Here is a 25,321-nt window from a genome sequence, read left to right as displayed (position 1 = left end):
GAACCGCGGAACGGACCGCCCGACTACCCGCCCGACCACCTAACCGGCCGAGTCGCGTCCGGCGACGAACGCCCTAACTCAGCCGAACGACGGCGCTCCGGCCGGCGAAGTAGACGCCGCCCCCGGCGACGCTCGGTCCGATGTCGAAGCGTTGGCGCTCGTCTCCGGCTAATTCCTGTCGCGTATTCCCGGTGGCGGCGTCGAGGACGGTCATCGCGCCGCCGCTGTCATCCTGCGTCGGGACGAACACCGTTCCCGCGCCGACGGCGATACCGCTCGCATAGCTTCCCGCGTAGCTCCGGGAGTCCCAACAACGGGTCCCGTCCGCCAGCGCGAGCGTGACCAGTCGGTCGTCGGCCGCGACGTACACCCGACTCCCGTCGGTCGCGATGGTTTCGGGCTGCCTCGGTCGGCGTTCGCCCCCTGCCCGCCGCGGTTCGAGTCGGTAGCGCCAGCGCTCCTCGCCGGTCTCGGCGTCGAATCCGAGCACCGTTCCCGCCCCGGTCCCGACGAGGACGGTCCCCTCGACGACCGAGACGTTACAGCCGATTCGGGCGCTCGTCTTCGCGCGCCAGCGCTCCGTCCCGTCGGCCGTATCCAGCGCCCGGACGTAGGTGTCGTCGCCGGCGGTGTAGACCGTGTCGCCGTCGACCGCGGGCGTCGAGTCGGAGGGGAACCCGGTCGCGGCCCGCCAGCGGGTCTCGCCGGTCGAACGCGCCAGCGCGTGGGTCGCCACGCCCGATTGGACGTAGACGGTGTCGCCCGCGACGATGGGGCTCGCACCGAAGATGCCGCCGCCGAGTCCCTCCCGTTTCCAGCGTCGGTCTCCCGTCGCCGCGTCGAAGGCGTGGGTCGCCTCGCGGGTCACGACGACGAGCGTTCCGTCGCCGACTGCGGGCGCGGGTTCGGGGTCGGTGAGCGGTCTGGTCCACACCCGCTCGCCGGTCTCGGCGTCGACCGCCGAGAGTTCGTCGTCCATGTCGTGGACGTAGACGGTGTCGTCGGCGACGACCGGGACGTGGTGGCCCACGTAGGTCTCGACGGGCACCGTCCAGTCTATCGTGAGGTCGCCCTCGGGGACGGCCTCGGCCGCGACGGCTCCGGTGTTCGTCGCCGGGCCTAGCACGCCGCGCCAGTCCGTCGTCGCCGGTTCGACGGGGTCGTACTCGGGGCACTCCCCGCTCGTCGGAGTGCGCTCCGACCGCGTCCCGAGACAGCCCGCCGCACCGACGGCGGCGGCGCTTCCGAGACTCGCCAAGAGCCGTCGTCGAGTCGGTCGCTTGCCGGCGTCGGTCATGCGACCTTCACCACCCCGCGGTGCGCGTGGGTCAGATACACCGCGTCCCCGGTGACGACCGGCGACGCCACCGGTCGGTCGTAGTACGGCTCGGCGAAGTAGTTCGCGCTCCGAAGCCACTCGTCGGCGTCGCCGCCCCACAGCCGTGTCCCGTCGGCGGCGTCGACGGCTCCGGTTCGGAGGTAGACTCGCCCGTCGGCGACGGGCGGGCGAGCGAGATACGGGAGGGCGGTCGGGTCGCGGTCGTGGCTCGGCGGCGCTTCGTTCACCACGCGCCAGCGCTCGCCGCCATCGGTCCGCGAGAGTGCGTAGAGATTCTTCGCGCCGACGTAGACCCGTTCGTCGTCGACCGTCGGCGGGCCTGCCGCCGCCGAGCCGGTCACGAACTGCCACCGCTGCTCGCCGGTGTCGGGGTCCAGCGCGTAGACGGTTCCGCCGACGGTCGCGTACAGCGCGTCGTCGGTGACGGCGAGGCCGTTGGGCGACCGGCCGTATCGCCCGTCGAGCACCGTCCGCCAGCGCCGCTCGCCACCGTGGTCGTAGCCGAGAACGACGACCGCCTCGCGCTCCCGGTCGAACGGCGTGAAGGCGGCGTAGACGCCGCGGTCGTCGGCAACGGGCATCGTGGTTTCGACCGGTTCGTCCGGGCCGAGGAGGCGCTCCGCCGGCCCCGGCCGGTCGGCGGTCCACAGCCGGCTTCCGTCGCTTCCGACCGCGTGTAGGCGGCCGCTCCCGCTTTCGACGTACAGCCGGTTTCCGTACACTGTCGGCGTGCCGAGACGGCCGCCGAGGTCAGCCGACCATTCGCTCGCCCCGTCGCTCCCGACGGCGTGGAGCGCGCCGTCGTACCCGCCGATGACGACGGTTCCTGAGTCGCCGCCGACGACCGCGGGGCCGCCGCTGAGTCCGTCCGCGAAGCCTTCGACCCACCGGACCGACCCGGACGCGGCGTCGACTGCGGCCAGCGGGCTCACGAAGTCGTCCGGCCTGTAATAGTGGGTGGCGACCCCGGCGAGGTAGACCGTGCCGTCAGCGACGACTGGCGCGGACAGCGCGCCGTAGAGCGGTGGGTCGGTGGAACTCCGCGAGACGCTCCACGAGACCGTTCCTTCGGTCGGGCCGTCGGGGGCGCGACCCGTCGCCTGCGGGTCGTAGCCGGCGGTCGGCCACGCCGTCGTCGGCGCGTCGAACGTCGCGTCCGGGGCCGACGACGAACCGCCGCAGCCAGCGACCCCGCTCACGAGCGCGGCTCCGCCCGCGGCCAGTACCTCTCGTCTGGAGAGCATACGCCCGCCGTCTCGGCGCGGCATAAAAGGTTTCGTGGCTCCCGACTCGGAGACTCGCCGGCCACGGCCGGCCGCGCCGCCGTCGGAACCAACAGGGGTATTATCAATCGGTACACACGTCCCCGCGATGCCCTCCTATTCGAGACGCGACGCGCTGAAGACGATTCCGGCGCTCGCCGCCGGTCTCGCCGGCTGTGCGAGTCTCACGGGCCGCGGCGACTCGCTTCCGATGCCGACCGCGTGGACGGTGGACGTGCGGACTCCGACCCGCGCCGTTCGGCCGCCGTCCGGCCCCCTGCTCGTCGGGACTGAGAGCCCGTTTCGTGACGACCCGATGGTGTCCGCTCTCGACCCCGCGACCGGTGAGGAGCGCTGGGCGGTGACCGGTGGCAAAGGCCGCCGGTCGCCCCTCGGCTTCGACGACCGCCACGCCTACCTGTTTTCGAGGGCGGAGCGGGCCACGGCGGTCGACTACGAGGCGGGCGAGCGAGCGTGGACCACCGAACTGACGGGCGTCGATAGAGCCGACCCGGGCGTCGTTCAGTACCCGCCGGTCGTCGCCGGCGACACCGTCGTCTTCCCCATCTCGGGCGTGGAACACGACGTTGTGGACCGGCTGCTCGGGCTGTCCCGCGAGGAGGGCGACCGACGCTTCCGCGCCGACCTGCCGGCGTCGCTCGCCGGCGCGCCCGCCTCTGTATCCGCCGGCGACGGCTCCGATGCCGGCGTCTTCGCGCCCGTCCTCGACGGGACGCTTCGCCGGTTCGCGACTGACGGCTCCGAATCGTGGCGCGTCGACGTGGGTCCGTCGCCGTCGTCGGTGACGGTCGCCGGCGACACCGTCTTCGTCGGGAGCGCGACCGAGGAACTGCTGGCGCTCGACGCGGCGACCGGCGAGGTTCGGTGGCGCGCGCCGCTCCGAAACACCGTGTTCGCCCGGCCGCTCGTCGCCGACGGCCGCGTGTACGTCGGCGGCGCGGACTACTTCCTCTACGCCTTCGACGCCGCGTCCGGCACCCGACTGTGGCGGGACGAGCTGGCCGCCCCCGTGACCCGTGGGCCGACCCGCGTCGGCAACCGCCTGGTGACCGTCGCGGGGTCGGACATCCTCGCCCGGGGGCACAGCGGGACCGTCCCGTTCGACCCGACCGCCCTGTACGTCCACGCGACCGACGGGACGCTCGTCGACGAACAGCTGTTCGAGCGAACTCCCGATGGCGGCAGAGTGAACTGGGCTGTCGCCGCGGGCGGCGGCGTCTACGTCGGACAGGAATGGCAACTCGCTCGCCTCGCCCCGGAGGTGCTCGATGCCGAGTGAGCCGCCGGAACGGACGGGTTCGGCCGGGAATCGGAACCGACACGTCTCCCGCCGCGCGGTGCTCGGCGGGCTCGCGGCCGTCGGTTCGCTCGCGGTCGCCGGCTGCGGTTCGATTCCCGGGTTCGGCGGGAGACGGCCCGTCTGGCGACGCGACATCGACGGCTCGTACATGGCCGGCCCGCCCGCCATCACCGACGAACTGGTTCTCGTCGGGATGCAGGACAAGGCGCTGTACGGCCTGCGACGCGAAGACGGGTCGACCGCCGTCCGGTTCGAAACGGGCGGCCCGATAGAGACGCGACCCGTCGCCTCTTCGTCCGGCGGCCCGTACCACGTCCACAGCACCGACGGCGACCTCTACGCCGTCGATGCGGCGGGCGACGAACTGTGGCGCGACGAGGGCACGGCGCGCCGGGCGCGACTCGTCCGCACCGACTCGCTCGTCGCTGAACTCGACTTCGCCGGCCCCGAGAACACGCTCACGGGCTACGACCCCCAGACCGGTGACCGACGCTTCGACCGGGCTGTTTCCTCGCACTTCCTCAACGGCGTCACCGACGACTCGGTCGTGGTTCCCGTGCCGGTGGGCGGGAGCGACTCGCGCGTCGTCTCGCTTTCGCCGGCGGACGGGAGCGTCCGGTGGCGAACCGAGCCCCGACGGTGGTATTCCAACGTGGTCGTGGACTCTCGACTCGTCGTCGCCGCGAGAGACGGGACGCTGGCAGCCTACGAGCCGTCAGACGGGAGCGCTCGGTGGCGCGTCCCCATCGGCGACGTGGGTCGGACGATAGTGCTCGGGTCGCAGGCGTACCTCATCCGCCGTGGGGACGGGCGGCAGGAACTGCTCGCGTTCGACCGCGAGACCGGCGAGCATCTGTGGGCGAACCCCACCGGCTACCAGATTCGGGCGGTCGAGGCCACGGACGACGCGGTGTTCGTCGGGACCCGCGTCGACGACCCCGACGGCGGGGTTCTCGGTCAAATCGACTGCTTCGGCCTCGACGGGACGCGGCGGTGGCAGACCGTGACCGGACTCCCGTCCGTCGACTCGCTCGGCGTCACTGACTCTCGTGTCGTCGCCGTCTGGGACCGCGGCTTCGAGGTGCTGGCCCGAGACACCGGCGCGTCGCGGTGGTCGTACGAACCGGAATCGAACAGCCGGCTTTCCCTCCGCGTCGAGCCGGCGTCGGTGTTCGCCTCGTACGTCGACGACGGCGCAGTCGCGCGGTTCCCGCTGGAGTGACCGCGAGGACGACGCGGTTCGTTGCCTCGCGTCGCTTCGACTCGACTACGCGGCCACCGCGGCACGCCGGTAGTGGACGAGTGCCGCCGCACCGGCGACCAGCCCAACAGCGATAGTCACGCCGTGGAACGCTACCGGAGGGATCGCCTCGACGACCCCAGCCGAGGACGTGGCGACCAGCGTTGTTCGGACGGCGTCGAGTCCCACTTCGGCCGCGAGAAGTGGCGCGAGCAGGAACGTCGCTCCGACCTCCGCGCTCCACCTCGTCGGGTTTCGGTCGCGGCGTCTCGCGTGTCGATACGTCGCGGCCGCGGCCACACTCCCAAGGAGCGCCGCCACGGCAAGCGTAATCGGGCTCACGGTTCTGTCGTCGCTCCGCGAAAATGTAGTCTTTTTGTCTGTTCTGTTCGGTGTCGACGCGGTCTCCCACCAACTTATTGACGTACCGAGGAGATACTTCGCTAACGAGGAGCACGAACCGATGGACGACACACGTCACGCGCCCCCGCTGGAGCGCCTCGTCGAATCAGTCGAAAACCGCGCCTACGAGGCGGTGAGCGGGTCGCTCGGGGAGCTCCGAACGGGCTCGGCCGAGGACCGAAAACAGGCGCTCCGAGAGCTTCGACGCCTCGCCGACGACCGCCCGACTGCGTTCGAGTCGTTCCTCCCCGCCGTCACGCCGTTTCTCACCGACGATGACCGCGCCGTCCGACTGCTGACCGCGAAGGCGCTCGTCGCGGTCGCGGCGGCCGACCCCGACGCGGTCGCGCCCGCGGTTTCGGCGCTCGCCGAGCGCCTCGCCGACGAAGACGAGTTCTACTACGTCCGCGCGCGGTCGGCCGAGGCGCTGGGCTACGTCGCGCTCGACCACCCCGACGCGGTCGCCTCGCCGGCGGTGCTCGCGGACCTCCGCGTCGGCCTCTCGTTCGACGAACCCGAGGTGAAACAGAAGCTGGCGAAGGCGCTCGAATGCGTCGCGCTCGGTGACCCCGGTCGGCTCCGACACCGCGTCTCGGCGCTCGCCGAACATCTCGACGACGAGGACGAACTCGTCCGGTACCATCTCTGTACGGCGATTGCGGGCGTCGGCTGCGATTCGCCCGACGCGCTCGCGGCGGTTCGCGGGGCGCTCTCTGCTCGGCTCGTCGACGAGAACGCCTTCGTCAGGGGCCGCGCCGCCGAAGCGCTCGGGCTGTTGGTCGGTGAGCGCGGCGACCGCCGTGACCACGGTGAATCGGTGGCGGTTCCGGACTCGGCGCTCGGTGCGGAGTCCGAGGAGGAAACCGCGTTCGCCGCCGAACGAGTCGGGTTTCTTCGGGCGTCGATGGAGGGCGATACCGCGGCTGCGGCGTCGACGGTCGAGGACGTTGGCACGCTCGCCGGCGTTCGACACACGACCGCGGACGCGGTCACCGAGCTAACGTCGCCCGACGCAGAGGGTGTCTGTCCCCACTGCGGTATCGACCTCCCCGAGGGCGCGCCGCCGATGTGTCCGAGCTGCGGCGCGCCGTACTGAACTCCGCGTCCGGCGTGACCGACGAGCGGTCGTCCGTCACGGCCGTGCCGACCGAAACTCGCTCCCGCGTTCGCTCCCGCGCCTCGGACGACAGCCGCCGCCGTTCACCTGTCGCCCGCAGCGAACGTGACGCCCGTAATCTCGAACCGCGCGCCACCACCGTCTGACTCGGTGACGCTGACCGTCCAGCCGTGGGCCTCCGCGACCTGCTTCACGATAGCGAGCCCGAACCCGGTGCCCGTCCGTGACGTCGTCTGTCCGGCTTGGAAGACGCTGTCGCGTCGGTCGGCCGCGATGCCGACCCCGTCGTCCTCGACGTAGAACCCGTCGGGGAGTTCGCCGACCGTGACCACCACGCCGTCGCCACCGTGTTCGATGCTGTTTCTGACGAGGTTCTCGATGAGCTGTTGGAGCCGACTCCGGTCGGCGACGACCGTCGCCGTCAGGTCGGTTTGGAGTTCGGCGTCACCCGTTTCGATGGTCTCCCAGCAGTCGGTGACGAGCGTCCCCAGCGACACCGGTTCTCGTTCACCGACGTTGTCGCCTTTCCGGGCGAGCGTGAGCAGGTCGTCGATGAGGTCGTCGATACGGGCCAGCGCCCGAGCGGCGGTTTCGAGACGCTCGCTCTCGTGGTCTTCACGAGCCAGTTCCACGTTCCCCGCGGCGACGTTCAGCGGGTTTCTGAGGTCGTGGCTGACGACGCTCGCAAACTCGCTCAGTCGCTCGTTTTGGCGCTGAAGCTGCTGTTCTCGCTCGCGTTGCTCGGTCGTGTCGCGATACATCCAGAGATGGCCGGTCCCGTCGGGGAGTTCGATCGGTTCGTAGCTTCGGTTGAGCGTCCGACCGTTCGTCAGGGCGACTGACTCGTTGTGGACCGACTCTGTCCCGGCGATTAGTTCGTCGACGCGCTCGACGAAGCCCTCCGAATCGACCACGAGTTCGCTGGCCTCCCGCGCCAATACTTGGCAGTCCGCGCCGATGAGTTCCGCCGATGGTTCCGAGACGTCGAACAGTTCGAGCAGTCGGTCGTTAATCGCGAGGACGGTCCGGTCGCTGTTCTCCGCGAGGACGCCGACCGGGAGCGACCGGATGAGCGTCGAGAGCAGCGCGTTGGTCCGTTCGAGTTCGTCCTCGCGGCGGACGCGTTCGGTCACGTCTTGGAACAGCGAGATGATACCGACGACCTCGCCGTCGTCGTCGGTGATGACTCGATTGTGCCACTCACAGCGGATGTGTTCGCCGTCTTTCCGGACGTTCTCGTCGATGCTGTGGTAGCCGCCCTCCGCGACCGCGAGCTGGTCTGTGACGGCGTCGACGTTGTCGTAGCTGTCGTCCGCGACGAGGGTCTCCCAACTGTGGCCGCGGAGTTCTTCCTCGGTGTAGCCCAGAATCTCCTCGCCGCGCTCGTTGAGCCCGACGATCCGAAAGTCGCTGTCGTATTCGAGGACGCCGAGCGGCGACTGTTCGATGAACAACGAGAGGCGCTGTTCGCTCGCTTCGAGCGCGCGTTGCGAGCGGTGCCGCTCGACTGCGTTTTCGATACGGTTCGCGAGCACGGTGAACTGGCTTGTTCCCCGTTCTTTCTGGAGATAGTCGGTGACGCCCGCGGAGATGGCATCGCTGGCGACCTCCTCGCTGCCTTCGCCGGTAAAGAGAATAAACGGGAGGTCGGGTGCGTCCTCGCGGAGGGCTTCGAGGAAGTCTAACCCGTCGCGCTCGGGCATGTCGTAGTCCGAGACGACACAATCGAACGTCGAATTTGTCGCACGATTGAGTCCCTCGGCGACCGACGTGGCCGTCTCGACGCGAAACCGGTCGTGCTCCCGTTCGAGGAACGTCGCCGTCAGGTCGGTGAAGTCCTCGTCGTCGTCGACGTACAGGACGGCCACCTCGTTCACTAACTCGCTCATGTCTATTCTGATTGGATGTGTGCTGAGAAGGTACTTAACGATAGTCGCAGTTTGAGGACCGAGCAGGTCGTTGAGTTACGTTGGGCTCACATTCACCGATCTGCTCGCCGAGTGCTTTCTGGTGAATTTCGAAGCGACGTGAACGCGTGAACCGGGTCGCGTTTGCAGACGGTTGTTCTCTACGAAAACGAATACGCTAAGCCAGTCGCCCCCGGTGGTTGTTTTGACGTTGCTGAATGTTTGGCTGGCCTAAAGTTCGGAACTGTTTTGTATGTTTAGGCTGGCCTAAACAGTATGGCTGACGGTTCCAGAGACAACAGGGTACTGACACGGCGTGGCTGTCTGAAGTACGGCGGAACAGTCGTGGGAAGCGGGCTCCTTGCAGGCTGTTCTGGTACTTCCGAGCCAAGCAGTTCGTCTCCGAAGTCGCGTACGTCATCGACACAGACGGCTGCTTCGGAGACGGATACGGCGACCGGGTCAGATGAGCCGTACACTGTCACAATCGAACCAATGGGTGAGGTTGCGTTCGACGGCCCGCCCGAGCGGTGGACCGCATTACTACCCACTTTTGCGGATATGGCGTTCGCACTCGGTGGTGGACAGACGCTTGGTATTCAGAACCACGACCGTTTTGCGAGCGAGGCCTTCGAAGAGCTTCCCGGGATAGACTTCGACGCAGATGACACCGTGGAACTGGTTGCCGACGGTGTGAGTAAGGAACTGTTCTATGAGATGAACGCGGACGTTCATTTCATAGACCCCCATATACTGCGACTCTGGTACGGCTGGGATCAGTCTGACGTCGATGAGATTGCGGACAACGTCGGCCCGTTCTTTGGCAACTTTATCCGCCGCCACAGCGACGACTGGCACGATTACCGTTACTACACCTTGTACGAGGCCTTCGGACTGATGGCTGAGGTCTTTCAGGCACAGGACCGATACCAGGCATTCGTCGAACTCCACGAGGAGATGCTTGCGTTGGTCGATGAGCACTTGCCGCCAGCCGACCAGCGTCCAACCGCCTTACTGGTATATCCGGCCGACGGAGCGGGCTTCCAGTTCTACCCGTTCCGGTTTGATGACGGGGGAGTCAGCACCAAGCAGTGGCGTGACCTCGGGCTGACCGATGCGCTTGCGGCGACGGATGTCGGTCATTACAGTTTCTCTGACAGGGGGACGCTCGATATCGAAGCCCTGATCGAAATCGACCCCGAGGTGCTGCTGGTGCGAAACTATGGCGGGGCGTCCGAGTCAACGTTCCAGAAGGAAGTCGTCGAACCACTCCAAGACCAAGCGGGGTCCCATAGCGTGCAGGCGGTTGAGGACGACGCGGTTTACAGTGCCGGTTACCTTGATCAAGGGCCAATCATCAACTTCTACCATACCGACCGGGCGGCGAAAGATATCTACCCGGACTCGTTCGAGAACGTGACGCTATTCGACCGTGAACGCGTCGCAGAAATCGTCCACGGAAACATCTGAGACGGGTTAGAATAATACCTACCGCGGGACCGTTTCTGCTTCGGGCAGTTACGCCGAGTATCGATAGTCCGCCCCCGGCGTGCTCAGTTCGGAGTCACCTAGGTACGCGACGCGAGGGTACAAAACGATACTGGAACTTTTGACATTTCGGGCGTGTAACGATACCGTACCGACGGGTGCGTGTGGCCCGTGTTGTTCCGTGCTTCCAACGGGGAGCAGCGCTACCGTCGGTGCCGCGCTTTGACATCTGTCCAGGAACTTGTCTCAAGGTGCATACCGTTGGTGCTGAGCACGCTACATAAGCGATACCAATCCGGACACTCGGCGGCATACCGTGTCGGCCGCGGGCCAATACTGTCCGTTGTGCTGATTCGGGGCGCGAATCCTGCGTGCGACTCCCAACTGAAATCGTTCGATTGCTCCCGTGTAACGAGCGCTCAACGGACAGTTCCACGGATCTGCGCGACACCATGGCGAGTCTGGATTATTCCGGCAGTCGCTCGACCAGCCCATCGATTTCGGCGTGCGTGTTGTACACGTGAGGACTGACACGAATATTCCCTTCGCGCAAGGCTGTATGGATGCCAGCATCCGCAAGCGCTCGATGGGTTTCACGGGCCACGCTTTCCGACGAATGGCTGAGTACGACGATGTTGGCGTGCCGTTGAGGGTCTTCCGGCGTTACAACGTCGAACGAACTCGATTCAGCCCCTTCGATGAGCCGACCGACGAGTCGCTCGCCATGAGTGCTGATCCGCTCGATGCCGATTTCGGTCAAATACTCGATCGCCGCGGTCCAGGGCATGAAGTTGTTGAAGTTCGCCGTTCCAAAGATGTCGTATCCGGACGCCCCGAGCTCCGTATCAAGTGACAGATTCTGCATTTCGTCCAGCGTCGTTCCGGCTTGCATCGGTAACCAATAGGCGTTCACTGGACCAAGTAAATCGAGAACCTCCGGTGTGAGCCACGTAAAGCCCGTGCCGTACGGTCCGCAGAGCCACTTGTAGCCACAACTGATGAGCACATCGACCGGGGTTCGCGATACGTCAATCGGCCGCGCCCCAACGCCCTGCGAGCCGTTTAGCACGAAGAGCACGTCGTGTTCGTGACAGACGGTTCCGATCTCGTCGATATCGAGCCGCCGCCCAGTGAACGAGTCCACCCACGTCGTACAGAAGGCGCGTGTCCGCGGGGTCGCTGTCTCGGCGAGCTGCTGTGTCAAAGGTGTCGAACGCTCGGCATCGACGAACCGCAGTTGGACCCCCTGGGATTCGAGCAGCTGCCACGGGAGCATTGTCGCCGGGAAATCACCCTCGACGAGGATTACTTCATCACCATCGTTCCACTCAAGCCCGTGAATCAGCAGGTGCAGCCCGTACGAGAAGCTGTTTCCGAGGATGATTTCGTCGGGAGAGGCGTTGATGAGTGCTCCGAGTGCCCGTTTGACCCCGGCTGGTACCTCGCGAAAGGCCCGTTCTGGGAGCCGGTGGGGCGCTCGTTTCAATGTAACCGCATCGTCAACCGCCTCGACGGCTCGCTTCGGTAAGGGCCCTTGATGGGCGCAATTCAGCCAAGTATGTCCATCGAACGGCCCGAAATCCGCATTCCAATCCGCCATGAGTATCGTAGCCCTAGAGCCGACTTAGTAATTCACCCGAAGTATTCTGTATCGAGCTCATTTCCTAAGCCGACCGGGAATCTGTATCCACTATCGAGAACATCCCTCCGCACCGTGCTTCGTGAGGTACTTGGAGAGGTTATTTCTGCGCCGGCGATGGGTGTCGTCGCACACGCGTCGGCGGTGATCGATGTCGACACGAAGTCAACGCGGGTTCATCAAACAGAGCGAGCCGAGGCGTTCTGACCTCAGGACTTTTGGGGACCTCGTCCGTCGTCTTCCACTGACCATGACCCTCGTCGTCGAGTGTCGTCTCGTCTCGGAGCGGTTGCCGCTGACCGACGTCGCCGCCGCCGTACCGGACGTGACCCTCCGGGTAGAGAACACGCTGACGTCCGCGCGGAGCCGACCGGTGCTCATCTTCTGGGCTGATGGCGGCCGGTTGGACTCGGTCGACGCGGCGTTACGGGACGCGTCGGTGGCGACTCACAGCGTGCTCGGGTCGACTGTGGACCGCCGTCTCTATCGCGTCGAACTCTCGGAGCGGCCGCCGGCCATCTACACGGAGTTCATCCGGCTGGACACCGCCCCCATCTCAGCGACGATAACCCCGAGCGGATGGGACGTGCGGACGCGGTTCTCCGACCGAGCGACGCTCGCCGAGTTCAACAAGGACTGCGAAGAAAACGGCATCACGTTCCGACTCGACCGCGTCGTCGACGTCGCCCCCTCGGACAGCAACGAGTACGGACTCACCGCGAAACAGCGCGAAACGCTGCTCGCCGCCCACGAGGCGGGTTACTTCTCCGTTCCGCGAACGACTTCGCTGGCGGAGTTGGGGGCCGAACTCGGCGTCACCGCCCCGTCCGTCTCCGAGCGACTCCGGCGGGCACAAGACCGACTCGTCCGGCACACCGTCGCCTCAGATAAAAAGACATCTTAAACACCACAACAGGTTAGAGTCAGTACTTATCGCCGCACGCCCCCGGGATATAGACATGGCATCGAAGCTACAACCACGGCTGCGAAACCTCCCCGCCGACGGCGTCGGACGCCACCCGAACCGGCGGGTAGGCCGCCGCATGACGACGGTTGACGGGGTGACCTGCGCGTGACCGATACGGTCGGCACCGAAGCGGACGCGGCCGAACGCGACGCCTACTTCGTCGGCGGCGGCATCGCGTCTCTCGCCGGGGCCGCGTTCCTCCTTCGAGACACCGAGATACCGGGCGAGAACGTTCACGTGCTGGAAAAGCGGCAGGTGTTCGGCGGCGCGCTCGACGGGCGCGGGACCCCCGAGGAGGGCTACGTCCTACCCGGCGGCCGCATGTTCAACTTTCCGACCTACGAGTGTACGTGGAACCTCTTCCGGTCGATCCCGTCGCTCGAAGACCCCGACACGACCATCAGGGAGGAGATGGACGAGTTCAACGAGAACCACGAGACGTACGCCGAGGCCCGACTCGTCGGCGCGGACCAAGAGATACTCGATGTCTCCTCCTACGGGTTCGAGACGCAACACCGTCTATCGCTGCTCCGCCTCCTTCTCACTCCCGAGGAGAGACTCGGCGAGACACGCATCGAGGAGTGGTTCGACGAGACCTTCTTCGATACCACGTTTTGGTATCTGTGGGCGACGACGTTCGCCTTCCAGCCGTGGCACAGCGTGGCGGAGATGCGCCGGTACATGCAGCGGTTCACACGGGAATTCCCCCGACTCCACACGCTGAGCGGCGTGTCGCGGACGAAGTACAACCAGTACGACTCCGTAGTACGACCGCTCCGGCGCTGGCTGGAGGCACGCGGCGTCGATTTCTTGGGTGGCCACACCGTCACTGACCTCGATATCGTCCCGGCCCGCGCGGGAAAGACGGTCGAAACCATCCGCTACGAGGACCAAAACGGCTCCGCCGGCACTATCACCGTCGAGCCGACCGACGTCGTCTTCGTGACGAATGGGTCGATGACGGACGCACTGAGCCTCGGGTCGATGACCGAGGCCCCCGACCTGCACGACAGCGGCACGTCGTTCGAACTCTGGAAGGCACTCGCGGACGACTTCCCCGAGTTCGGGAACCCTTCGGTATTCGCCAACCACGTGTCTGAGTCGAAGTGGGAGTCGTTCACGCTCACACTCCGCGAGCCGGACTTCCTCGAACACGTCGTGGAGGTCACCCGCGAAGAGCCGGGGAACGCGCTCGTGACGTTCACGGAGTCGAACTGGCTGCTCTCCATCGTCACCGCCGTCCAGCCCCACTTCGCGAACCAACCGGATGACGTGAAGGTCATCTGGGGGTACGGTCTCTTCCCGGAAGAACGCGGGAATCACGTGAACAAGAAGATGGAGGACTGTACGGGCGAGGAGATTCTGGCGGAGCTCTGTCACCACCTCGGCTACACCGACCGTCTCGAAGAGCTACGCGGGACGGCCACCTGTATCCCCTGTATGATGCCGTTCATCACGAGTCAGTTCATGCCGCGGACGCCCGGTGACCGCCCCGGGGTCGTCCCTGCGGGATCGAACAACCTCGCGTTCCTCGGCCAGTTCGCCGAGGTTCCCGACGACGTGGTGTTCACCGTCGAGTACTCGGTTCGCTCGGCACTGATAGCGGTTCACGAACTGTTCGACGCCGAGGGCGATGTGCCGCCGGTGAGCACCCATCAGTACGAGCCCGACGTACTTCTCGACACGGTACGGGCCGCCTTCAGATAGCGACCTCGGAGACGACGCTGGCTCGGATTCAGCGGCCGTCTCGCACCGTTGGCGTTCGAACTCCTCGACGGCGATATCTGTGTTCGCAACGAGCCGAATCGACGATGGTGAAGCCAGTTGCGTAACCGCGGTCCGCGAGGTGGATGCAGCGTTCCTGATTACTGATGACTTCTGGGCTCTTCTCGAACTTCGAGAGCTAGTGAGTGCGGCTGTTGCATTATCACCGATCCACAACCTCGGAGGCTGATTTTGATCCGCGACTTACGTTCAGCAACATCGAGAACGAATCGGACGTTCGGTAGACCCGCTTTCTGCCCGTTGAGGGTCCTGGGTCCTGGGGTCAAACCTTAGTTAGAAGTCGCCGTTGATGATATTCGCGACCTGTTCGCGGTCGAATAGTTGCTCGCTGTCCGGAATATCGGGGTATGGTCCACCCGTGTACGTAGGCCACTCGCCGAAGGCGTCGGGATAGAGCTGTTTGGCGGTCATCTCCAGCTGAAAGAGGTTGATGATCGGGCCTTGATTACGTACGCCGCCAGCGTACACGCGGCCGTTCGTAACTGCACTAACCTGCTGGCTGACGGGGTTTTCCTCAAACATCGTCCGGATATCCTCGATCCCTTCTTGGCCCATCATTTCGGCGACGAGGATCACATCGGGATCGGTTTCGAGCAGTATCTCGTAATCGATCTGGCGGCTACTCGATAGGTCTGGGAACGCCTCTCTCGCTTCGAGCGGACGTGTATGTGCGTAGGTGAAACCCGGTGCGTTGAGGGGGTAGGCCCACAGTGACTCGTCGACCACCTTGAAAGTTACTGCCGTCGGCCGGCTGTCTGGGGACGGACGGTTTTGCTTGATCGACGCGAGCACGGAGGTGTGAATCTCAGCAAGCGCTCTGTACCGCTCTCCGGCTCCGAAGAGATTGGCGACTTGCTCGAAGATCCCCCACAGCGTATAATACTCGTATGCGTCAGCCCATCCTTCGGGTGGAGTACCGTGTGTGTTGCTGAACGTGTTGCCGAACCACGTCGCGACGTTCTCTTCGATCTCAGTGATGTCGGAACGAGTCAGCGAGTCCATCCACGTCATGTATGCGGGATCTGCGAGATGGAGGTCGCTGTCGAGTTCGTAGAGCAGTTCCTTATCCGGGTTGAATGAGTTCGGGAGGTCGCTCCACTCGACGGAGACGCCGTCGAGCCGTTCGAGATAACTGTTCCACATCTGGGTGGCTGCGTCACCGCCCCAGGTCGCGTTGACGGCATTGGCTCGGCCAACTGCAAGCGCCATCCCCGCGTGATGGGTCAAATCGGTGAAGATGTGTTCCGGGACTGAATCGAGTTCGATCTCACCGACAGGCTGGAGCGCCGCCGAGAGCGATTGGGCTGTGGTGGTCCTGTCCGTTCCGGTGGTTTGGGGCGGTTCAGTTTGGGGTGGGTCAGAGGTATCGCTTGCACAGCCGGCGAGTACCGTACTGCCTAGAACTGCGCCGCTGCCTTTGACCACGTCTCTGCGCGTCGGCATTTCGACGAAATTGCTATGCATCGGTATCACCCCGAATAATGTCTGCGACGCGCTGGTGGTCGAACAGTTGTTCCCCCTTGGAAAAGTCGGGATACGGACCACCGTCGTAGTCAGGCCACTCACCGAACTGCTCCGGATACAGCTGTTTGGAGACCATCTCTAACTGGAAGAGGTTCATTATTGGGCCGCCGTACCGGGCGCTGAGCGGATACACCCGGTCGTTTTTCACTGCCGAAATTTCTCCCGCAACCGGGTCGTTGTGGAACTCCTTTTTTACTGCTCGCCAATCGCCGCTCCTGGCAAACGCGTTTTCGACGAGGATGACTTCCGGATCGGTCTCGACGAGGGTCTCCAGGTCAATCGTGCTGCTCTCTTCCACATCCGAGAGTGCGTCGGGGACGCCGAATGGACGCGTGTGCGACCGAATGAATCCCGGGCCGTTCATGTGGAAGGTCCAGATGGTATCCAGCTCCGGAGTCGTCATGACTCGCGCCGTTTGCGGCCGGTTATCGCTTGCTGGGAGACTCGACGAGATTGCCGAGTCGAGATTAGTTTTGACGTCAGAGAGCGCTTCGTACCGCTCCTGTTCTTGGAAGACTTGCGCTACTTTGCCGAAAATATCCCAGAGGGAATAATACTGGTACTGGTCTGCCCAGTCTGCCGGCGGTTCGCTGTGGTTCCGACTGAGGGAGTTCCCGAACCAGGGGGCGATTTCCGTTTGGACTTCCTCGACATCCGCGGTGTCCCACGCATCCATTGTCGAGACGTATGCCGGGTCGGCTAGGTGGAGGTCACTGTCGAGTTCGTACAGGGTTTCCTTGTCCGGATTCCACGAGTTGTAGAGCTCCGACCAATCGACCGAGACTCCATTGAGCCGTTCGAGAAGCTTGTCGTAATTGCCCTCGAAGTTGGACGGACTGTACATCGCATTGAGGGCATCACCGTGACCGAGAGCGACGACCATGTCTGCGTGGTGAACGAGAATGGTGAATACGTTCTGGGGAACCTCGTCGAGTCCGACAGTACCGGTTGGTGCCATCGTCACCGAATAACTCTCCACCTCCGGTTCTGTGGTCTTCGTCGCGGTTGACGAGTCGTTCGCGGTTGTCTCAGTCAACGGTGACGCAGAGTTTGACTGTCCGATACAGCCAGCGAGCAGTCCCCCACCGATGACTGCCCCACCGTACTTGATTGCGTCTCGTCGCGTCGATGTCTCGTGATCGCTGGAACCGTCTGGCATGTGGTTTAGGCTCGCCTAAATACGCAAAAGCGTTCCGAATTTTAGGCGGGCCAAAAATATCAGCGAGGAGCACCGCGGCGTGGGCACATCGGCGGCCCACCCTCGGTGAGAGCGGGTCCGCAACGCGGACACACTCTGCCGTCAGGAGCGTTCATCTCCTCGACTGCGTCGTCGGTCCCATCCTGAACAGACTTGATTGTGCCAACTCTCGCTGCAACCGACCCGGACGACTCGTTCCCCGAATAGTGCTGACAGAACTGTACGCGGTCGGTGAGGAGCGCCGACGTTTCTTCGCCTTTGGCGTCGATTTCATCGAGTGTTGGTACCCCTCCATCGTGAGCGGGCAGACCACAATTACTGTTCTTCCGAAGCTGAGGATGATAATGTTTAATATTTTGCCCGCCCTGTGTTGTTATATGAGCGTGGTAAGCGTCTCGATGCCGGAAGAATTGCTTAATCGAATCGACCAGTTCGCGGACGACCACGGCTATACTGGTCGCAGTGAAGTAATTCGCGAGGCGAGCCGAAACCTTCTCGGTGAGTTCGAGGACAAGAAACTCGAAGACCGAGACTTAATGGGCGTCGTCACGGTCGTTTTCGATTACGAAACGACAAGTGTCGAGGAGAAAATGATGCACCTCCGCCACGAGCACGAGGACATCGTCGCATCGAACTTCCATAGCCACGTCGGCGGCCATCATTGCATGGAGCTGTTCGTGTTGGAAGGGTCGCTCGAAGAAATCTCAACCTTCGTCGGAAAGATTCGAGCGACGAAGGACACGCTCACAATCGACTACTCAGTTCTCCCCGTCGACGACTTCGGCCCGCTGGCCGACATGAACTAATTCTGTTCTGCCCTTCTCTGCGTTCACGCCGCCCCTAGCAACATCTACGAACTTCAATCCTCGTTAGTATCAACTCTAGATGGGGAAATCACAAGAATCGGTTGATATGTCGATAGAGTTGCCAAAACCGATGGCTCAAATCTCGCGCCGAAGACTACTCCAGCAGGCAGGCGCACCCACGATTGCTGCAACGGGAGTCGCTGGCTATCTCGGTGGAGGGAGTGGACGCTCGATACTGTCACGGTCGCGTACGTCCCGATTTCCCCGTCCATGCAACACTAGCTGTCTCGACGCCATCCGTCTTGGAAGTCTCCCGCTCAGGCCTCGGAACTCTGATCTAGCCGCCTTGGCTGGGGTCGCTAGTTGAGGGATGCCGCGAGTCCTCCCGCCCATCTTGTATCGGGCGTCCGCTTTCCTCGTCTTCGCACGGAATCCCCGTTCTGTCACTCACACCGAGACAATCGGTCGACCGGTAGCGGCTCTCACCTAATATTAAAACCCTAAATTTACACGCTCTATACATATGTAGGTGTGGGCGTACTCCCAGTGCTGGGGAAGCGTCATCGGGTTGATTTGACAATAACTCGACCGTCAAACTGCAATGAAACGGTCCCCGACTCGTAGGCAACTCCTCCGCAGCACCGCTCTCGCTGGCACTGTGGCGATAGCTGGTTGTAGCACAGCAAATCGTGAACCGAACGCCGCCAGTACCAGTACGACGTCGTCGACGAGCACGAACGACTCCGAAACCACTGCAACGACGACCACGGAGTCAACCCTGACACCCCCCGAGTCAATCGACGACTGGCTGGCAAATGCCAACGGTTACCGAGGTGATGCGCTTCGATACGGGCCTGGTTCCCAACCGTCGATCGAGGTTGGCCACCCCGTCGAGGACGGACTGTCGTTCGATCCGCCCGTAATCGAAGTCGCTCCCATGACGAATGTGACCTGGGACTGGACCGGTCACGGCGGTCTCCACAACATCGTTGCGCTCGATGGGACCTTCGACAGCGGACGACCGAACGCCCAATCGGGGACATCCTATCACTACATCTTCGAAGAACCAGGGACGTATCCGTTCGTCTCGGAACCGCACCGAGATGAGGGAATGCGCGGCGCCGTGTTCGTCAAAGAACCTCCGTCGACGGGGAACCAGACCGTCGACAGGTGGGTCGTCGACAGCAGTAACTTCGACGGTACAGTGGTTGACCGAACCGACGTCGACACGGCGACAGTCTCTGTCGGGACTCGGGGCAACAGAGGTCATTTTGCGTTCGACCCCCCGGTTCTGAAGATTACGACGGGTACGACGGTCGAGTGGAACTGGACCGGCACCGGCGGCGGGCACAACGTGGTGTTCCTGAATTCGGACATCCACTCCGGTCAGGTTACGCCCGAATCCGGAGTCCACTTCCGACATACGTTCGAACAGCGCGGAACGTATCGCTACACCTGTCAGCCCCACAGATCACTCGGCCAGAAAGGAGCGATTATCGTCGAATGACTATTGCCGCTCATTGAGACGGCAGCGAGTTAGACAGCGCTGGATTTTTTCGATGTCTCTCGCAAGATAACACCGACATAAAAGATGTCCGCGCGCTCGCGGCATGCTATCGCTGATTCGGAACTCAACAAGAGAGTTTCAGACGACCCGACTCTGTTGAACCCTCGGAACCTGACAAGACTGGCGTCCAAGAGACAACCTCGGACATTGAAGTAACGCTCGGACGATACGCCGCTGTGCGACGACCCATTCGGTACGTTCTATCGGTGATTGTCGGTCTGGGCGTAATGTCGCTGACGGCCGTCGTTGACGACGGTAATCTCGGTCTCATGGCAATGATTCCACTCATATACGGGACGACAACGGCGTTTGCGCTCGACAACGCAGAGACGATTCGAACCCTGTCCGGCGAGGGTACCTCATGGAAGATTGGGATGCTTGGCGGCGGCATCGGTGCGGGAAGCACGGTCGGCCTGTTCCAGCAGTCGCTCGCGGCGGGTATCGCGGGCTACGGGCTGTTCGTTTTCGGAATCGTACTGGTCATTGCAGAGGTCGGCAACCAGGCAGACGAGTAACATCAAGCTCTTCTGACTCCCGTCGAGCAATTTTAGAAAGGGCAGAATTAATTCCGAGCTCGTCGAGGTGTTTTCCACGCCCTCAAATCAGCCCGACGGGGCTCTTCTGAGATTTGAGACCGTCATAGCGTCTTGCATATCGCGGTTTTCGTCCAAAGAACGTGGCGATATGCAGTGTGCGAAGGCCGCCGGCACTCTCAGGCCGAGGGGCCGTCACAGGGGTAGTGGAACTATGGAAGTATCAAATTTAGTGCATAGGTTGACAGGGTGCGTTCCGGTGGTGTCTGTTGCCCCCGCGAGAGGGTGGCGGGGCGCATCACGCACCTCCGATAGACGATGGCTTCGAAACGAAATATCGCTCGTACTGTAGGCGAAATGGGCATCATCCCCGCGCCAATTCCTTTCAACGCCATTACCAGCACTGTCGTCGCTGCGTGAATCCGTCAAGGGACGCCAGTAGCTGGTTCAGCGCACGAATATCGACGAGAGCGATGAGGACGACGGCGCAGCCGATTCCGAGCGGCCAGACGTGTTCGGGATCGATGTATTCACTGTCAGCAGCCCGCGACATAATCGCATCATAGAGGTCAGACATTCGAGTTCTGATAGAAAGCACGCGATTGTAAAGCATCACCGTCGAAATCCCTCGGCCGCTCGACGTCCCGCGACCACGCGAGACGCAGTCCCGCTTGCTCCCGTTCGCTTCGCTTACGAGACCTCCGCGTCGCTCGCGACCGACCATTCCGTAACATCAGCGTCGAGAATATTCGCCTGCTGGATTTTCTTCGGGAGAGTCTGAGCTTCGCTTCGTTAGGCCATCGGGCGTTCATGACCCATGTGGTTGCTCCTCGTCGCCCGGGTACCGCGAAGATTTTTCCACGTTCACAGAATACGGGAGCGCATGGCCCTCCAGCCCATACGCGTTGCCAGCGAACGAACACCCAGAGCGGGCGGTGACCGGAGATGACCGCCATCGAGACGTGCGGCCTCACGAAGCGCTACGACGGCGCGCCCGCCGCCACCGACCTCAACCTTACCGTCGACGAGGGCGAGGTGTACGGTTTCTTCGGCCCGAACGGTAGGTCGGGTATCGAGTCAGACTTGACGTGAACAAGCGCTTGCTCAGCTTCTGTTCCTTCTGTCCCGTTGCGGGAACTACGATGCCCTCCGGCGAATAGCGCACAGACCCGCAAGATACCGCCGTGGTGTTGCCGTGATACCAGCGAGCGGACGCTCCGTGTATACGGAGTGGATGTCGATCCGCTGGTCGCTCGCTTTTGAATCGATAGGAACTCGGTTAGCACTGAACCAGCTGTTCGGACAGACGTGTAGTCCATAATGGATAAGCGCCCTGCGGTGACTTTTGAGAATATGCCCTCCGAACTAGGTCCACTTGCTCGAGAATTATCGCGCTCGTATTACGAGGCCGCCTTCCCCGCGCACGATATTTACCATGCAAAACGGGTACACGATATTTCGCAACAGCTTGCGGACAAGTACCCCAAGGATGTTGACCGGAACGTTCTAGCCGCAGCTGCGTGGTTTCACGATATTGGTCGACCACTCGAACGTGTCGGAGAAATTGATGACCATGACAAATGGGCAGCCAACGAAGCCACAAGCCTGCTTGAAGCTGAAGACGTGAAGCCTGACCAAATCGACGCAATCGAGCATTGTCTCCGAGCACACAGCATCCGAGCAAGCTCTCCTGATCCTGAAACGATCGAAGCAAAGTTTCTCTTCGATGCTGATAAGCTCGATGCGACCGGTGCAGTCGGACTCATTCGACTCGCCTGTATCGTCGGTGAACGCTCGGGACGTACTGGCGATCAGTATGCTGTAATCGATGACGCATCCACGCTCAGCAGGGACCGCTCAGAATTGCCGGACATCGAACTCTTACGTAACTGGGCACGCGAGCGACTTGATGCGCTATATACAGACCAAGGCCAACGTCTTGGAGAATCCCGGTGGGACTTTATGGAGTCCTTCTTTGAACAGTTTACTCTCGAAACCAACGCGGACGTAGATCAGTAACACAGCTGTATTGAGGAGTTCGTTGTCTAATTCGCAGACGAATTTCAGCACGAGGAGTTTTCAGATAGGCGGGCAGCCGATGTCTACTTTTTCCGTGTTACCGTTACGGCTCGCACCGCTCGACGCCCTCCGCTTGCTCACGGTTCGCGCTGCTCACCGTTCGCATCGAGACGCTCGCTCCGGGCGGCTTTCCGAGTTGCTCGCTTCGCTCGCGCCTCGATCGACCGACGGTTCGAAGAGACAAACCCTGAGTATCACGTTGTCTTCGAGCCCATCGACTTCACGCAGTGGTTCAACCTCACGAACGAGTACCGCGAGCAGGGGCGGTACGCGTCGGCAGCGACCGTCTATCGGGCCCTCGTCGAGTCGCTTGACGACAATATGGAGCGCGTCGACGGCGCCTACGACCACTTCTCGCGTGCGTTCAGTCTGGGTACGTCGACTGTGTCGCGGCTGCGGAGCGCGACGCTGATGCGGTTACTGACGCCATCGGGTTCCTCAACGAGCGGGTGGCATCGGGAACGCCGTTTCTCTCGGAACACTTCGAGAAGGCGAGTCTGAACCGCTCATAGAGGCGGGATCAGTACGAATCCGATGCTACCGTGGTCAAATCTGCCGAAACAGCCATCGCAAGTACTTCGAGTGGAACGGTACGACCAAAGACACTAATTCAGTTGTTTCCCAATTTGCTATGAGTGCCTGAGTCCCCGCACCCTCCACAGAACGATCACGGGAACCGAACACGGCGGCAGTTCCTAACTGCCGGAGGAGTGGTTGCCACCGCCGCTCTTGCTGGATGTAGTGGACTGCCTGGGACTGGGTCACGAACGCTTGATACCGTCGTTCACGAAAACTCGGCAGACGAACTGTCGTGGGATTTCCCGGGCCAATCCGACGCTGAGAGCATCGGGTACGTCGAAATCAGGCGGAAACCACAATTCGACTCGGAGGAGTCAATTCCGTCACGGTGGTTCACCTTCAACGCGAGTATCGACCCGTCATCCTCCTATAAGCTGGATCAGTTCACGGCGACGTTCGCCACTCCGAATACCTATTTGGACCAACACGGCCAACTCACCTACTTGGTCAGCCCACCAGTGCGGAGTGACAGCTTCAACACCTACTTTCAGCGGTTCCAGAATGGGACGACACACCGCCAGTTCGTGATGGAGATGGATGAGCTTGATATCGATGGGACGATCGAATTCCCGTTCGTCATTCGAGACGCGCAAGCCCTCCCATCGACGTTGCAGTGTTCGTTCTCGGTTCAGGCAACCGAATCAGGAACGTTTGGGGAGACCGTTACCGCATCGGATTCAGGTACCTTCGAGTATGACTAAGAAGACGAAGAAGGCAGTTCAGTTTGATGTCTGAGACGGAGGTACGGCAGACCCAAGCGATCCGATGCCTCTGCCGACGAACTCATATCAGAATCGGTGTATTTGTTGATAGCACTACTATCGATCGCTGTCAGTGAATCATTCACAGTTCGTTCGCAGCGTGACCGAATCCCCAGACGTGAAAAGCAGACCACGACTGACAGGAACACATCCTGTTGCAGATGTTTCAGACAGAGTCCACAGCTCGCTCCCGTCCTCAATGCTCAGACCGACAGTCCGGTCAGTCGTCGGAACGACGACCGACTCCCCAACGACCGATGGGGGGCCTGCGACATCGAGGGCTTGTTCCCACTGGACGTCTCCACCCTCAACGGCCAGCCCATACACGGTTTTCTTGTCCGCGCTGAAAACGCGGCGGTACCCGACCGCTGGCGCGAACAGGTCACCATCGTACATCGCTTTTGACCACTGCCGGTCTCCACTGGTGGCATCGAACGCCACGAGTTCGTAACGGTCGTAGCTCGCGAGGACGACATCCCCCGTGCGGACGAGCGGTTCCGGGATATCTGGCTCAGGAATTTCCCACTTTGTTTCACCCGTCTCGCGGTCTAGCGCGTAGATTCCTTGGGCAGCAGAGCCATCTGCCGAGATGTACACAGAGTCATTGTCGATGGCCGGCGGTGCCGGGATGCTTGCACGCTGGTGATCGTCACCGAACGATCGCGTCCACCGCGTGTCGCCGGTGGACGCCTCAAGAGCGGTTACATCGCCTCGGTCGCTCGTGGCGACGAGGAGGTCGTCAGCGACGGTCGGCGGATTGGGTCTGCCAGCCGTATCGTGTGTCCAGGTGGTCGTCCAGCTATCGGTGTCGAGTGCGACGAGCCCGCCGGTCGAGGGTTCGGTATAGTCGCCAAGTACGGGCGTGACAGCGATCGAATCCGCGAGGGCTGGCGGCCCAGTTGGACGCCGATTGAGTTCGTGGGTCGTCTCGGAGGACCCGTCGTCGAGTTGTACGGTTGTCACGATACCATTCTGCTCGCGAGGCGTGCGACCGACGACGACAGCCGTATCATTTGTGGCAACGAGTCCGGTGATATCGATATCGTCCGCGAGGGAACTCGTCCAATAATCACCGCCAGCCGTGAGCGTCGGCTGATCGGGAACGGCGTTCGTATTGTGCGGAGAGGCACGTGTCTGTGGCCACTGCGCGACGCCAGGATCTGTCGGAGTACACGAATTGGTCTGGCAGCCGGCAGTTGCCGCGAGAACTGTCGTGGCTGAGACTACAAGGTATTCACGGCGCGATATGGAGGGCATCTGACCGAAACGTCGGATACAGAACCCATAGGGGTTTTGGGTATCCATCGGTGGGCGGGTTACTCGAAGCCAACTGCTGTTTTTCAAGGGCCGGAATGGGTGAGTCCCGCCGGAGGCTCGTGATTTGATGCCCGAGAAACAAGGCGACGATCCATTCCACGATTGCGAGTTAGACCCCGGCGCAATCCTCGGGATACACACCTTCGAAGACGTCCTGTTCACCGACGGGACGGAAACCCCGGTGAACGTGTTCACCGACGAGACACCGGCACATTCGCAAGCAACCGTCGAGGAAGCGAAGGAATTCGCTGCGAGTATCGACACGGAGACGCCCCAGATCCCGCTTCCCGCATTCGTCGAGTCGCAGGTCGAAACACCGAGCAAGCCCGACACGGCGGCCGCATTCTTCCACTTCAAGGTGACTGGCTCACTCGAACGCCACCGCGCCTACCACGCCGCCTACGAGGCCGACGCATTTGCAGTCGACTTCGAGGCTGACTACGCGTCGGGCGGCTTGACCATTATTGTCGACCGAGTGGCGGTGGCCTGA

The 25,321-nt window shown here is 62.6% G+C and carries 22 protein-coding genes and 2 pseudogenes; 14 read left to right on the top strand and 10 right to left on the bottom strand.

Features of this window, described 5'->3' with window-relative positions; genetic code table 11:
* Nucleotides 1-73: 73 nt before the first annotated feature.
* Nucleotides 74-1,297 carry an outer membrane protein assembly factor BamB family protein gene (locus tag ACSR87_RS15160; RefSeq protein ID WP_498531107.1) on the bottom strand — a complete coding sequence of 408 codons (1,224 nt, stop codon included), beginning with the start codon at nt 1,295-1,297 and terminating at the stop codon, nt 74-76.
* Nucleotides 1,294-2,583: an outer membrane protein assembly factor BamB family protein gene (locus ACSR87_RS15155; protein ID WP_498531106.1), complete on the bottom strand. Its 1,290-nt coding sequence runs from the start codon at nt 2,581-2,583 to the stop codon at nt 1,294-1,296. Before ACSR87_RS15155 ends, ACSR87_RS15160 begins: the two co-directional genes overlap by 4 nt.
* A 127-nt stretch (nt 2,584-2,710) precedes the next feature.
* On the opposite strand from ACSR87_RS15155, the gene ACSR87_RS15150 reads away from it, so the two are divergent.
* On the top strand, nt 2,711-3,901 hold the full coding sequence (locus ACSR87_RS15150; protein WP_498531105.1) for an outer membrane protein assembly factor BamB family protein: 1,191 nt from the start codon (nt 2,711-2,713) through the stop codon (nt 3,899-3,901).
* Nucleotides 3,891-5,144 carry an outer membrane protein assembly factor BamB family protein gene (locus tag ACSR87_RS15145; RefSeq protein WP_498531104.1) on the top strand — a complete coding sequence of 418 codons (1,254 nt, stop codon included), beginning with the start codon at nt 3,891-3,893 and terminating at the stop codon, nt 5,142-5,144. Before ACSR87_RS15150 ends, ACSR87_RS15145 begins: the two co-directional genes overlap by 11 nt.
* A gap of 45 nt (nt 5,145-5,189) precedes the next feature.
* On the opposite strand, the gene ACSR87_RS15140 is transcribed toward ACSR87_RS15145, so the two are convergent.
* The gene (locus ACSR87_RS15140; RefSeq protein ID WP_498531103.1) at nt 5,190-5,504 is read right to left on the bottom strand and encodes a hypothetical protein; all 315 of its coding nucleotides are present in this window, start codon (nt 5,502-5,504) and stop codon (nt 5,190-5,192) included.
* A gap of 121 nt (nt 5,505-5,625) precedes the next feature.
* On the opposite strand from ACSR87_RS15140, the gene ACSR87_RS15135 reads away from it, so the two are divergent.
* Complete coding sequence (locus tag ACSR87_RS15135; RefSeq protein ID WP_498531102.1) at nt 5,626-6,660, top strand: HEAT repeat domain-containing protein; 1,035 nt, start codon at nt 5,626-5,628, stop codon at nt 6,658-6,660.
* Between the two features lie 104 nt (nt 6,661-6,764).
* Here ACSR87_RS15135 and ACSR87_RS15130 read toward each other — a convergent pair whose 3' ends face one another.
* Entirely contained in the window at nt 6,765-8,570 is a 1,806-nt protein-coding gene (locus ACSR87_RS15130; RefSeq protein ID WP_498531101.1) for a PAS domain S-box protein, read from the bottom strand.
* A gap of 513 nt (nt 8,571-9,083) precedes the next feature.
* Between ACSR87_RS15130 and ACSR87_RS15125 the strand changes: the two genes are divergently transcribed.
* Nucleotides 9,084-10,058, top strand: a complete 975-nt coding sequence (locus tag ACSR87_RS15125) for an ABC transporter substrate-binding protein (protein ID WP_115803532.1) — start codon at nt 9,084-9,086, stop codon at nt 10,056-10,058.
* A gap of 48 nt (nt 10,059-10,106) precedes the next feature.
* Here ACSR87_RS15125 and ACSR87_RS15120 read toward each other — a convergent pair whose 3' ends face one another.
* Both ACSR87_RS15120 and ACSR87_RS15115 read right to left on the bottom strand, forming a co-directional pair.
* Nucleotides 10,107-10,277, bottom strand: coding sequence for a creatininase family protein (locus tag ACSR87_RS15120; RefSeq protein ID WP_498531388.1), 171 nt, complete (start codon nt 10,275-10,277; stop codon nt 10,107-10,109).
* A 265-nt stretch (nt 10,278-10,542) separates the two neighbouring features.
* Complete coding sequence (locus ACSR87_RS15115; RefSeq protein ID WP_498531100.1) at nt 10,543-11,676, bottom strand: aminotransferase class V-fold PLP-dependent enzyme; 1,134 nt, start codon at nt 11,674-11,676, stop codon at nt 10,543-10,545.
* A gap of 289 nt (nt 11,677-11,965) precedes the next feature.
* On the opposite strand from ACSR87_RS15115, the gene ACSR87_RS15110 reads away from it, so the two are divergent.
* Both ACSR87_RS15110 and ACSR87_RS15105 read left to right on the top strand, forming a co-directional pair.
* Nucleotides 11,966-12,619: a helix-turn-helix domain-containing protein gene (locus tag ACSR87_RS15110; RefSeq protein WP_144859686.1), complete on the top strand. Its 654-nt coding sequence runs from the start codon at nt 11,966-11,968 to the stop codon at nt 12,617-12,619.
* 168 nt (nt 12,620-12,787) lie between these two features.
* The gene (locus ACSR87_RS15105; protein ID WP_498531099.1) at nt 12,788-14,389 is read left to right on the top strand and encodes an oleate hydratase; all 1,602 of its coding nucleotides are present in this window, start codon (nt 12,788-12,790) and stop codon (nt 14,387-14,389) included.
* Between the two features lie 351 nt (nt 14,390-14,740).
* Here ACSR87_RS15105 and ACSR87_RS15100 read toward each other — a convergent pair whose 3' ends face one another.
* Both ACSR87_RS15100 and ACSR87_RS15095 read right to left on the bottom strand, forming a co-directional pair.
* Nucleotides 14,741-15,931, bottom strand: coding sequence for an ABC transporter substrate-binding protein (locus tag ACSR87_RS15100; RefSeq protein ID WP_498531098.1), 1,191 nt, complete (start codon nt 15,929-15,931; stop codon nt 14,741-14,743).
* Nucleotides 15,924-17,150: an ABC transporter substrate-binding protein gene (locus ACSR87_RS15095; protein ID WP_498531097.1), complete on the bottom strand. Its 1,227-nt coding sequence runs from the start codon at nt 17,148-17,150 to the stop codon at nt 15,924-15,926. Before ACSR87_RS15095 ends, ACSR87_RS15100 begins: the two co-directional genes overlap by 8 nt.
* A 416-nt stretch (nt 17,151-17,566) precedes the next feature.
* On the opposite strand from ACSR87_RS15095, the gene nikR reads away from it, so the two are divergent.
* The 3 genes from nikR to ACSR87_RS15080 all read left to right on the top strand — a co-directional run bounded on the left by nikR (nt 17,567) and on the right by ACSR87_RS15080 (nt 20,077).
* Nucleotides 17,567-17,995 (top strand): nickel-responsive transcriptional regulator NikR, encoded by a 429-nt coding sequence (gene nikR / locus ACSR87_RS15090; RefSeq protein ID WP_008573258.1) that lies wholly within the window; start codon nt 17,567-17,569, stop codon nt 17,993-17,995.
* 601 nt (nt 17,996-18,596) lie between these two features.
* Nucleotides 18,597-19,502, top strand: coding sequence for a halocyanin domain-containing protein (locus ACSR87_RS15085; protein WP_498531096.1), 906 nt, complete (start codon nt 18,597-18,599; stop codon nt 19,500-19,502).
* Between the two features lie 287 nt (nt 19,503-19,789).
* Complete coding sequence (locus ACSR87_RS15080; protein WP_498531095.1) at nt 19,790-20,077, top strand: DUF8153 family protein; 288 nt, start codon at nt 19,790-19,792, stop codon at nt 20,075-20,077.
* A 412-nt stretch (nt 20,078-20,489) separates the two neighbouring features.
* On the opposite strand, the gene ACSR87_RS15075 is transcribed toward ACSR87_RS15080, so the two are convergent.
* Complete coding sequence (locus tag ACSR87_RS15075; RefSeq protein WP_498531094.1) at nt 20,490-20,672, bottom strand: hypothetical protein; 183 nt, start codon at nt 20,670-20,672, stop codon at nt 20,490-20,492.
* 368 nt (nt 20,673-21,040) lie between these two features.
* Here ACSR87_RS15075 and ACSR87_RS15070 point away from each other — a divergent pair.
* The 4 genes and pseudogenes from ACSR87_RS15070 to ACSR87_RS15055 form a co-directional block, all read left to right on the top strand.
* Nucleotides 21,041-21,157, top strand: a pseudogene (locus ACSR87_RS15070) (ABC transporter ATP-binding protein); the annotation flags it as partial.
* A gap of 291 nt (nt 21,158-21,448) precedes the next feature.
* Nucleotides 21,449-22,114 (top strand): HD domain-containing protein, encoded by a 666-nt coding sequence (locus tag ACSR87_RS15065; RefSeq protein WP_498531093.1) that lies wholly within the window; start codon nt 21,449-21,451, stop codon nt 22,112-22,114.
* Between the two features lie 210 nt (nt 22,115-22,324).
* Nucleotides 22,325-22,686: pseudogene (locus ACSR87_RS15060) on the top strand (SWIM zinc finger family protein); the annotation flags it as partial.
* A 123-nt stretch (nt 22,687-22,809) separates the two neighbouring features.
* Nucleotides 22,810-23,454 (top strand): twin-arginine translocation signal domain-containing protein, encoded by a 645-nt coding sequence (locus ACSR87_RS15055; RefSeq protein WP_498531092.1) that lies wholly within the window; start codon nt 22,810-22,812, stop codon nt 23,452-23,454.
* 138 nt (nt 23,455-23,592) lie between these two features.
* Here ACSR87_RS15055 and ACSR87_RS15050 read toward each other — a convergent pair whose 3' ends face one another.
* A complete protein-coding gene (locus ACSR87_RS15050) occupies nt 23,593-24,771 on the bottom strand; it encodes a PQQ-binding-like beta-propeller repeat protein (RefSeq protein ID WP_498531091.1) in 1,179 nt (392 codons plus the stop codon).
* A 127-nt stretch (nt 24,772-24,898) separates the two neighbouring features.
* Between ACSR87_RS15050 and ACSR87_RS15045 the strand changes: the two genes are divergently transcribed.
* Nucleotides 24,899-25,321 (top strand): DUF8025 family protein, encoded by a 423-nt coding sequence (locus ACSR87_RS15045; protein ID WP_498531090.1) that lies wholly within the window; start codon nt 24,899-24,901, stop codon nt 25,319-25,321.

This window comes from Haloferax sp. SDI50, assembly GCF_059802635.1.
The sequence above is the reverse complement of the archived record's forward strand: the minus strand, read 5'-3'. Positions and strand labels throughout refer to the sequence as shown.

Excerpts from the sequence above, each read along its gene's own strand:
- ACSR87_RS15110 (WP_144859686.1), top strand. The coding sequence starts at position 11,966 with ATGACCCTCGTCGTCGAGTGTCGTCTCGTCTCGGAGCGGTTGCCGCTG.
- ACSR87_RS15050 (WP_498531091.1), bottom strand. The coding sequence starts at position 24,771 with ATGCCCTCCATATCGCGCCGTGAATACCTTGTAGTCTCAGCCACGACA.
- ACSR87_RS15150 (WP_498531105.1), top strand. The coding sequence starts at position 2,711 with ATGCCCTCCTATTCGAGACGCGACGCGCTGAAGACGATTCCGGCGCTC.
- ACSR87_RS15145 (WP_498531104.1), top strand. The coding sequence starts at position 3,891 with ATGCCGAGTGAGCCGCCGGAACGGACGGGTTCGGCCGGGAATCGGAAC.
- ACSR87_RS15100 (WP_498531098.1), bottom strand. The coding sequence starts at position 15,931 with ATGCATAGCAATTTCGTCGAAATGCCGACGCGCAGAGACGTGGTCAAA.
- ACSR87_RS15095 (WP_498531097.1), bottom strand. The coding sequence starts at position 17,150 with ATGCCAGACGGTTCCAGCGATCACGAGACATCGACGCGACGAGACGCA.
- ACSR87_RS15155 (WP_498531106.1), bottom strand. The coding sequence starts at position 2,583 with ATGCTCTCCAGACGAGAGGTACTGGCCGCGGGCGGAGCCGCGCTCGTG.
- ACSR87_RS15125 (WP_115803532.1), top strand. The coding sequence starts at position 9,084 with ATGGGTGAGGTTGCGTTCGACGGCCCGCCCGAGCGGTGGACCGCATTA.
- ACSR87_RS15065 (WP_498531093.1), top strand. The coding sequence starts at position 21,449 with ATGCCCTCCGAACTAGGTCCACTTGCTCGAGAATTATCGCGCTCGTAT.
- ACSR87_RS15080 (WP_498531095.1), top strand. The coding sequence starts at position 19,790 with ATGTCGCTGACGGCCGTCGTTGACGACGGTAATCTCGGTCTCATGGCA.
- ACSR87_RS15045 (WP_498531090.1), top strand. The coding sequence starts at position 24,899 with ATGCCCGAGAAACAAGGCGACGATCCATTCCACGATTGCGAGTTAGAC.
- ACSR87_RS15115 (WP_498531100.1), bottom strand. The coding sequence starts at position 11,676 with ATGGCGGATTGGAATGCGGATTTCGGGCCGTTCGATGGACATACTTGG.
- ACSR87_RS15085 (WP_498531096.1), top strand. The coding sequence starts at position 18,597 with ATGAAACGGTCCCCGACTCGTAGGCAACTCCTCCGCAGCACCGCTCTC.
- nikR (WP_008573258.1), top strand. The coding sequence starts at position 17,567 with ATGAGCGTGGTAAGCGTCTCGATGCCGGAAGAATTGCTTAATCGAATC.
- ACSR87_RS15135 (WP_498531102.1), top strand. The coding sequence starts at position 5,626 with ATGGACGACACACGTCACGCGCCCCCGCTGGAGCGCCTCGTCGAATCA.
- ACSR87_RS15130 (WP_498531101.1), bottom strand. The coding sequence starts at position 8,570 with ATGAGCGAGTTAGTGAACGAGGTGGCCGTCCTGTACGTCGACGACGAC.
- ACSR87_RS15160 (WP_498531107.1), bottom strand. The coding sequence starts at position 1,297 with ATGACCGACGCCGGCAAGCGACCGACTCGACGACGGCTCTTGGCGAGT.
- ACSR87_RS15075 (WP_498531094.1), bottom strand. The coding sequence starts at position 20,672 with ATGTCTGACCTCTATGATGCGATTATGTCGCGGGCTGCTGACAGTGAA.